Annotated in this window: 4 protein-coding genes; 3 read left to right on the top strand and 1 reads right to left on the bottom strand. The window is 60.8% G+C overall.

Going from position 1 to position 6,737, the window contains the following annotated elements; all coding sequences use genetic code 11:
• Positions 1-563: 563 nt before the first annotated feature.
• The 3 genes from FIV38_RS28240 to FIV38_RS28230 all read left to right on the top strand — a co-directional run bounded on the left by FIV38_RS28240 (position 564) and on the right by FIV38_RS28230 (position 5,577).
• Entirely contained in the window at positions 564-2,681 is a 2,118-nt protein-coding gene (locus FIV38_RS28240) for a hybrid sensor histidine kinase/response regulator (protein ID WP_092239272.1), read from the top strand.
• A gap of 58 nt (positions 2,682-2,739) precedes the next feature.
• Positions 2,740-5,277, top strand: coding sequence for an excinuclease ABC subunit UvrA (locus FIV38_RS28235; protein WP_092239275.1), 2,538 nt, complete (start codon positions 2,740-2,742; stop codon positions 5,275-5,277).
• Between the two features lie 78 nt (positions 5,278-5,355).
• Positions 5,356-5,577 (top strand): HP1242/YdcH family protein, encoded by a 222-nt coding sequence (locus FIV38_RS28230; protein ID WP_029293687.1) that lies wholly within the window; start codon positions 5,356-5,358, stop codon positions 5,575-5,577.
• A gap of 79 nt (positions 5,578-5,656) precedes the next feature.
• Here the strand turns inward: FIV38_RS28230 and FIV38_RS28225 are convergent, their stop codons facing one another.
• Positions 5,657-6,553, bottom strand: a complete 897-nt coding sequence (locus FIV38_RS28225; RefSeq protein ID WP_092239277.1) for an EamA family transporter — start codon at positions 6,551-6,553, stop codon at positions 5,657-5,659.
• Positions 6,554-6,737 lie beyond the last annotated feature (184 nt).

Genomic DNA, 6,737 nt, shown 5'->3' with positions numbered 1-6,737 from the left:
GGGGGACTCTTGGTTCCAGGGCATGATCAGATACCTCCTGACCATGCGTATTAACCTGTAAACCATGTCCCCGGTTAGAAATGTAAACGATGTCCCCGGTTTGTACCGGGACGAGCCCCCTCGCCACAAGAAACTTGCCGCACCCTCGAACTTACTGTGGACCACCGTCTTTATGTGGCGAGCGGGCTTGCCCCGCGCTGGGTGGCAAAGCCACCCCAACCCCCTCACCATGCTCCACCTGACACCCCGAGGTGGCAGGATTTGGGGCTGCTGCGCAACCCAGCGGGGGACGAGCCCCCTAGCCACAAGAAACTTGCCGCACCCTCGAACTTACTGTGAACCACCAGCTTTATGTGGCGAGCGGGCTTGCCCCGCGCTGGGTGGCAAAGCCACCCCAACCCCCTCACCATGCTCCACCAGACACCCCAAGGTGGCAGGTTCTGGAGCTTGCTGCGCAACCCAGCGAGGGGCAGCCCCCTAGCCACATTGATACAGAGTGAAACCATCCAGCACCGCTATGCTCCAACCTTGGCGAACGTCTTCTCTTTGTATGAGCAGGGTCCATGCAATTTTTATCCAATACCCATGGTTGTGACGGCTGGGGCGGTGAAATGGCCCAAAGGATTCGTGCCTTTGACTGGTCGAACACGGACCTGGGCTCGATTGACAGTTGGTCCACCAGCCTGACCTGTGCCGTGCAGATGCTCCTGGCCTCGCCGGTGCCGATGGTGATGCTCTGGGGGCGCGCCGGGTACATGATCTACAACGACAGTTACTCGGTGTTTGCCGGCGGCCGGCATCCGTCCCTGTTGGGCATGCCGGTGGAACAGGGCTGGCCGGAAGTGGCCGACTTCAACCGGCATGTCATGAGCACCTGCCTGGCCGGCGGCACCTTGTCCTATCGCAACAAGGCCTTGACGCTGCTGCGCAATGGTCAACCCGAAGACTTGTGGCTGGACCTCTATTACAGCCCGGTAGCCGGTGACGACCAGCAGCCGGCCGGGGTGCTGGCGATTGTCGTGGAGACCACCGCGCACGTGCTGTCCGAGCGTTTGCGCCAGGAAGCCGAGGGTGCCTACCGTGTGGCGGACGAGCGCTTGCAACTGGCGCTCAATGCCGGGGCGTTGCTGGGCTCATTTGTCTGGGATGTGTTGCCGGATCGCCTGTCGGGAGACGAGCGTTTCGCCCGCACCCTGGGCCTGTCCATGGACGATGTGGAGCAGGGCCTGCCCATCGCCACCGCCACCGAGATCATCCATCCCGATGACCTGGTGCGGGTCAGCCGCCTGATCGCCCGCACCCTGGAAGCCGGCGGGTCATATAACGTCGAATTTCGCGTGCGGCGCCCTGACGCCAGCTATCTGTGGGTACTGGCCAGCGGGCGCTGCGAACTGGATGCGCAGGGGCAGCCGCTGCGCTTTCCCGGGGTGATCATTGATATCCATGTGCGCAAGATCGCGGAAGAGTCCCTGCTCAAGCTCACCCACAATCTGGAGCAGCGCGTCGCCGCCGAAGTCCAGGCGCGCTCGGCCGCCGAGGGCCAGTTGCGCCAGTCGCAGAAGCTCGAGGCCATTGGCGGGCTGACGGGGGGCGTGGCCCATGACTTCAATAATCTGCTGCAGGTGATTGCCGGCAACCTGCACTTGCTGGCTCGCCATGAACGGGACAACCCCCAGGTACAACGCCGCGTCGGGGCTGCCCTGGCGGCCGTCGAACGCGGCGCCAAGCTGTCTTCGCAACTGCTGGCGTTTGCCCGGCGCCAGCCCCTGTCACCGGCGGTGTTCAACCCCCGGCGCATTTATGAAGGCCTGGGTGAGTTACTGCAGCGGGCACTGGGGGAAACCATCCAGATCGATGTGCAATTGCCGCAAGACCCGTGGTGCATCCATGTCGATCGCAATCAGCTGGAAAATGCCGTGCTCAACCTGGCGATCAATGCCCGGGATGCCATGAAAGGCGAGGGGGTGATCCGCATCACCGGTGAAAACATCACCTTGTCGCCCGAGGAAGGCAGCCGCAACGGGATTGCCCCCGGTGAATATGTGCGCCTGTCCGTCAGCGACACCGGGGCCGGCATGTCGCCGGCGGTGCTGCGGCGGGTCTTCGAGCCGTTCTTTACCACCAAGCCAGACGGTCACGGCACCGGCCTGGGCTTGAGCATGGTGTTTGGTTTCGTCAAGCAAAGTGGCGGGCATGTGCAGGTCAGCAGCGAGCCGGGCCAGGGCACCGTAGTGCAGATGTACTTCCCCCACAGCCTTGAGCCGGAAAGCGAGGAAGCGCCTGCCCAGGTGATGTTGCAGGAAGGCGGCCGCGAAACCATCCTGGTCGTGGAGGACAACCAAGGTGTACGTGCCGCGGCGGTGGAGTTGCTGCAACAGGCCGGCTACACGGTGCTCACGGCCGAGGACGGCGATGACGCGATGTTGATGCTGCGCACCGGTTTGCGGCCGGACCTGATCTTTACCGACGTGGTCATGCCGGGGCGGTTCAAAAGCACGGACCTGGCCGAGTGGGCCAAGGTACAACAGCCGCCCGTTGCTGTGTTGTTTACCTCCGGGCATACCCGCGACGTGCTTTCCAGCAATCACCAGTTGGGAGCCGATATTCACCTGCTGGGTAAACCCTATAGCCCTGATGCCCTCGCGCAGCGGGTACGCTCAGTACTCAATGCACGTAATTGAACGTTTGCCCCGGTTCCTGGCTCCACCGCAGGACCTGCCACCCTTTACAAGGTTGACCATGACTTCAGCGCGCCACTTGCCGCCAGGCACCAATCTTCTTGCCGCGCGCCCCGGTTTTGTCCGGGTGCGGGGCGCCCGTGAACATAACCTGCGCAATGTCGATGTGGACATCCCACGGGATGCCCTGGTGGTGTTCACCGGGGTGTCGGGGTCGGGCAAGTCGTCCCTGGCGTTTTCCACCCTGTATGCCGAGGCGCAGCGGCGCTATTTCGAGTCGGTGGCGCCCTATGCCAGGCGCCTGATCGACCAGGTGGGCGTGCCGGATGTGGACTCCATCGAAGGCTTGCCGCCCGCCGTGGCGTTGCAACAGCAGCGGGGTACGCCGAGCACACGCTCGTCGGTGGGCAGCGTGACTACCTTGTCCAGCTTGATCCGCATGCTCTATTCCCGTGCCGGCAGCTATCCGCCGGGGCAGCCGATGCTGTACGCCGAGGACTTCTCGCCCAACCTGCCCCAGGGCGCCTGCCCGCAGTGCCACGGCCTGGGCCGCGTGTATGAAGTGACCGAGGCGCTGATGGTGCCCGATCCCTCCTTGACCATTCGCCAGCGTGCCGTGGCTTCCTGGCCACTGGCCTGGCAGGGGCAAAACCTGCGGGATATCCTCGTGACGCTGGGTTACGACGTCGATATCCCTTGGCGCGAGCTGCCGAAAAAACAGCGCGACTGGATCCTCTTCACCGAGGAAACACCCACGGTGCCGGTGTACGCCGGCTTGACCCCGGCGCAAACCCGCGACGCCCTCAAGCGCAAGCTCGAACCCAGTTACCAGGGCACCTTCAGCGGCGCCCGGCGCTACATCCTGCATACCTTCACCCACACCCAAAGCGCGCTGATGAAAAAGCGTGTCGCGCAATTCATGCAAGGCAGCCCGTGCCCCCTGTGCGAGGGCAAGCGCCTGAATAAGGCCGCGCTGTCGGTGAAGTTCGCGGGGGTGGATATTGGCGAGTTGTCGCAGCTATCGCTGTTGCAACTGGCGCAACTCCTGCGTCCGGTGGCCGAGGGCAAAGGGCGGGTAAAACTTTCGCTGGAAAAACGCCTGGCCGCCCAACGTATCGCCCAGGATTTACTGGAGCGGGTCAGCACCCTGACCGACCTGGGCCTGGGCTATCTGTCTCTGGAGCGCAGTACGCCGACCCTGTCCTCTGGGGAGCTGCAGCGCCTGCGCCTGGCGACGCAATTGGGCTCGCAGTTGTTCGGGGTGATCTACGTGCTGGATGAACCGTCGGCCGGTTTGCATCCGGCGGATGGCGAGGCCTTGTTCACCGCCCTTGAGCGCCTGAAAGCCGCCGGCAACTCGCTGTTTGTGGTGGAACACGACCTGGAAACCATGCGCCGCGCCGACTGGCTGATCGACGTCGGCCCGGCAGCCGGCGAGCAGGGCGGCCAAGTGTTGTACAGCGGCCCACCGGCAGGCCTGGCACAGGTCCAAGCCTCACAGACCCGCGAATACCTGTTTGCCGAGCCGCAACCGCTGAACCCTTCGCGTCGTGCGCCGAGCGGCTGGCTCAGCCTGGAAGGGGTCAGCCGCAATAACCTCGACGAGGTGAGCGTGGACTTCCCCCTGGGTTGTTTTACGGCGGTGACGGGGATTTCGGGGTCGGGTAAATCCAGCCTGGTCAGCCAGGCGCTGTTGGACCTGGTGGGTGAGGGGCTGGGGCGGGCGGTGGTCAGCGAGGATGAGCCCGACCTGCAGGACCCTGCACCGCAAACCAGCGGCGGGCGCATCCGCGCGGGCCTGGAACAGATCCGCCGCCTGGTACAGGTGGACCAGAAGCCCATCGGCCGCACCCCGCGCTCCAACCTCGCGACCTATACCGGCTTGTTCGATAACGTGCGCAAGCTGTTCGCCGCCACCCCAGCCGCGAAAAAACACCACTACGATGCCGGGCAGTTCTCCTTCAACGTGGCCAAGGGTCGCTGCCCGAACTGCGAGGGCGAGGGTTTTGTCAGCGTCGAATTGCTGTTTATGCCCAGCGTCTACGCCCCTTGCCCCACCTGCCACGGCGCGCGCTACAACCCCCAGACCCTGGCGATTACCTGGCAGGGCCTGAACATTGCCCAGGTACTGGGCCTGACCGTCGAACAGGCGATGGACGTGTTCGCCGAACAGCCCGGCATACTGCGTGCGTTGCAGGTCCTGCGCGACATCGGCCTGGGCTACCTGCGCCTGGGCCAGCCGGCCACCGAACTGTCCGGCGGCGAGGCCCAGCGGATCAAACTGGCCACCGAACTGCAACGCACCGCGCGGGGCGCAACCCTGTACGTCCTCGACGAGCCTACCACCGGCCTGCACCCCCGTGACGTTGACCGCCTGCTACTGCAACTCAACCATCTGGTGGACGCCGGTCACACAGTGATTGTGGTCGAACACGAAATGCGCGTGGTGGCCCAGAGCGACTGGGTCATCGACATCGGCCCAGGCGCCGGCGACCAGGGCGGCCAAGTCGTCGCCAGCGGCACGCCCCAACACGTCGCCCAAAGCAAAACCAGCCGCACCGCACCGTTCCTCGCACGCGAGCTGGGCCCGGGGAATTGACCTTGGGCATGACAAGAGGCCCATGGATGGGCTAGCTTCAAGGTGTACCAGTCATTGATTAACTTGCGGAGGTACTTCATGCCAGTGAAACATGATCTTTATCAGGATTTGGGGTTGAGCAAGGACGTCGTCGACAAACGCCGGGCAGAGAACCCTCACCTGAACGCGTTGCTTGATAAATACAAGACTGTCGATGAACTGGTGTTGAGCGCCGAAAAAGCCGCCGGCAACGATGATGAATTGAAGAAACTGAAGGAGAGGCGCTTGTTGATCAAGGATGAAATTTCCCAGTTGCTTTGATCCGCGAAGTGAAGCCAGTCAAGGGAGCGAGGAGATCGCGCCTTTGACTGCTTAAGGTTCACGATGGCTGCGGAAATTTTTACGTTTTATTGGGAGCCAAGCCGGAAGCTTCATAGATCAGCAAGCACAGCAATACCCCGAAAGCTGCCAGAAACACCATCATGGTGCCTGCGGATATAGATTGTTTGTAAAAGGTCAGTGCAACTATCAGTTGTGTGCAAGGTAGTATGAATTGAAAGGCCGCTGTTGTGGAAAGCGGCAGTTTTCTTACTGCATACGCGAATAAGACTAGAGGTGTAACGGATACGCACCCGGCCAAGAGAATGAGCCATTGCGAGTGACTTGTAACGTTTTTGGGCAAGGTAAATGTCCAGATGCCTGCTGCCCAACCTAGCACTATGCAAATACTCAAAAAAATAGTTTCTACTAGCAGACCATTTATAGCCGTTAGCGGGGTAGCCTTTTTTAGGCAAGTGTATGCGCCCCACGTAGAAGCAATTAATAAATAAACCCAATGCTTGAGTTCGTTGCTGTAGATAATGAGCAGGATCACCAAGCTAACTAATATAAGGAGTGTCAGTGCTTGAGTGAGTTTGAGAGGCTCATGGTAAATAAATAAACCTATGCCGATGGACAGGGCGGGCGCTAGCAAATACCCGAAGCCGCTTTCCAGAATGTGCCCATTTATAGAGGCCCATATAAAAGCACCCCAGTTTATAGCGAGTAGTAGAGATGCTACGCAATGCAGAAATAGCGTTTTCAGGTCTAAAAGTCTTAAGTTACTGAGGTTTCTGCTTGCAACAATCACCATGATTACGGTGGCTAGTGATATGAGTACCCGATAGGTAACCAGTGTTTGGGGGGTGAGTTCTCCCAGTTCTCGCCAATAGAGGGACGACGCGCCCAGCAGGATGTTTGCTGTAGCGCCGCAAAAGAATGCCCAAGTGTAAGTGGCTGAATGGGAAAGTTGAGGCATGAGCTGATGGATTGTTCAGAGTGTCTCTTCAGCATTGTATCGAGTGGGATGTATGGCAAACCGAGGGTGTCCCAAATCAATGTAGTACTTTTCCGCTACGTCACACTCCTCGTGGCGAGCCTGCTCGGGGAGTCTCCATATTTCTTCAGAATTGCCACAAGGACAGCCACCCCTGCACTGCCTA

It is taken from the genome of Pseudomonas proteolytica, from assembly GCF_007858275.1.
Classification (GTDB): domain Bacteria; phylum Pseudomonadota; class Gammaproteobacteria; order Pseudomonadales; family Pseudomonadaceae; genus Aquipseudomonas; species Aquipseudomonas proteolytica.
This window is presented reverse-complemented; position numbering and strand designations above follow the sequence as displayed.

Coding starts and splice junctions, on each gene's coding strand:
- FIV38_RS28240 (WP_092239272.1), top strand. CDS start 564: ATGCAATTTTTATCCAATACCCATGGTTGTGACGGCTGGGGCGGTGAA.
- FIV38_RS28235 (WP_092239275.1), top strand. CDS start 2,740: ATGACTTCAGCGCGCCACTTGCCGCCAGGCACCAATCTTCTTGCCGCG.
- FIV38_RS28230 (WP_029293687.1), top strand. CDS start 5,356: ATGCCAGTGAAACATGATCTTTATCAGGATTTGGGGTTGAGCAAGGAC.
- FIV38_RS28225 (WP_092239277.1), bottom strand. CDS start 6,553: ATGCCTCAACTTTCCCATTCAGCCACTTACACTTGGGCATTCTTTTGC.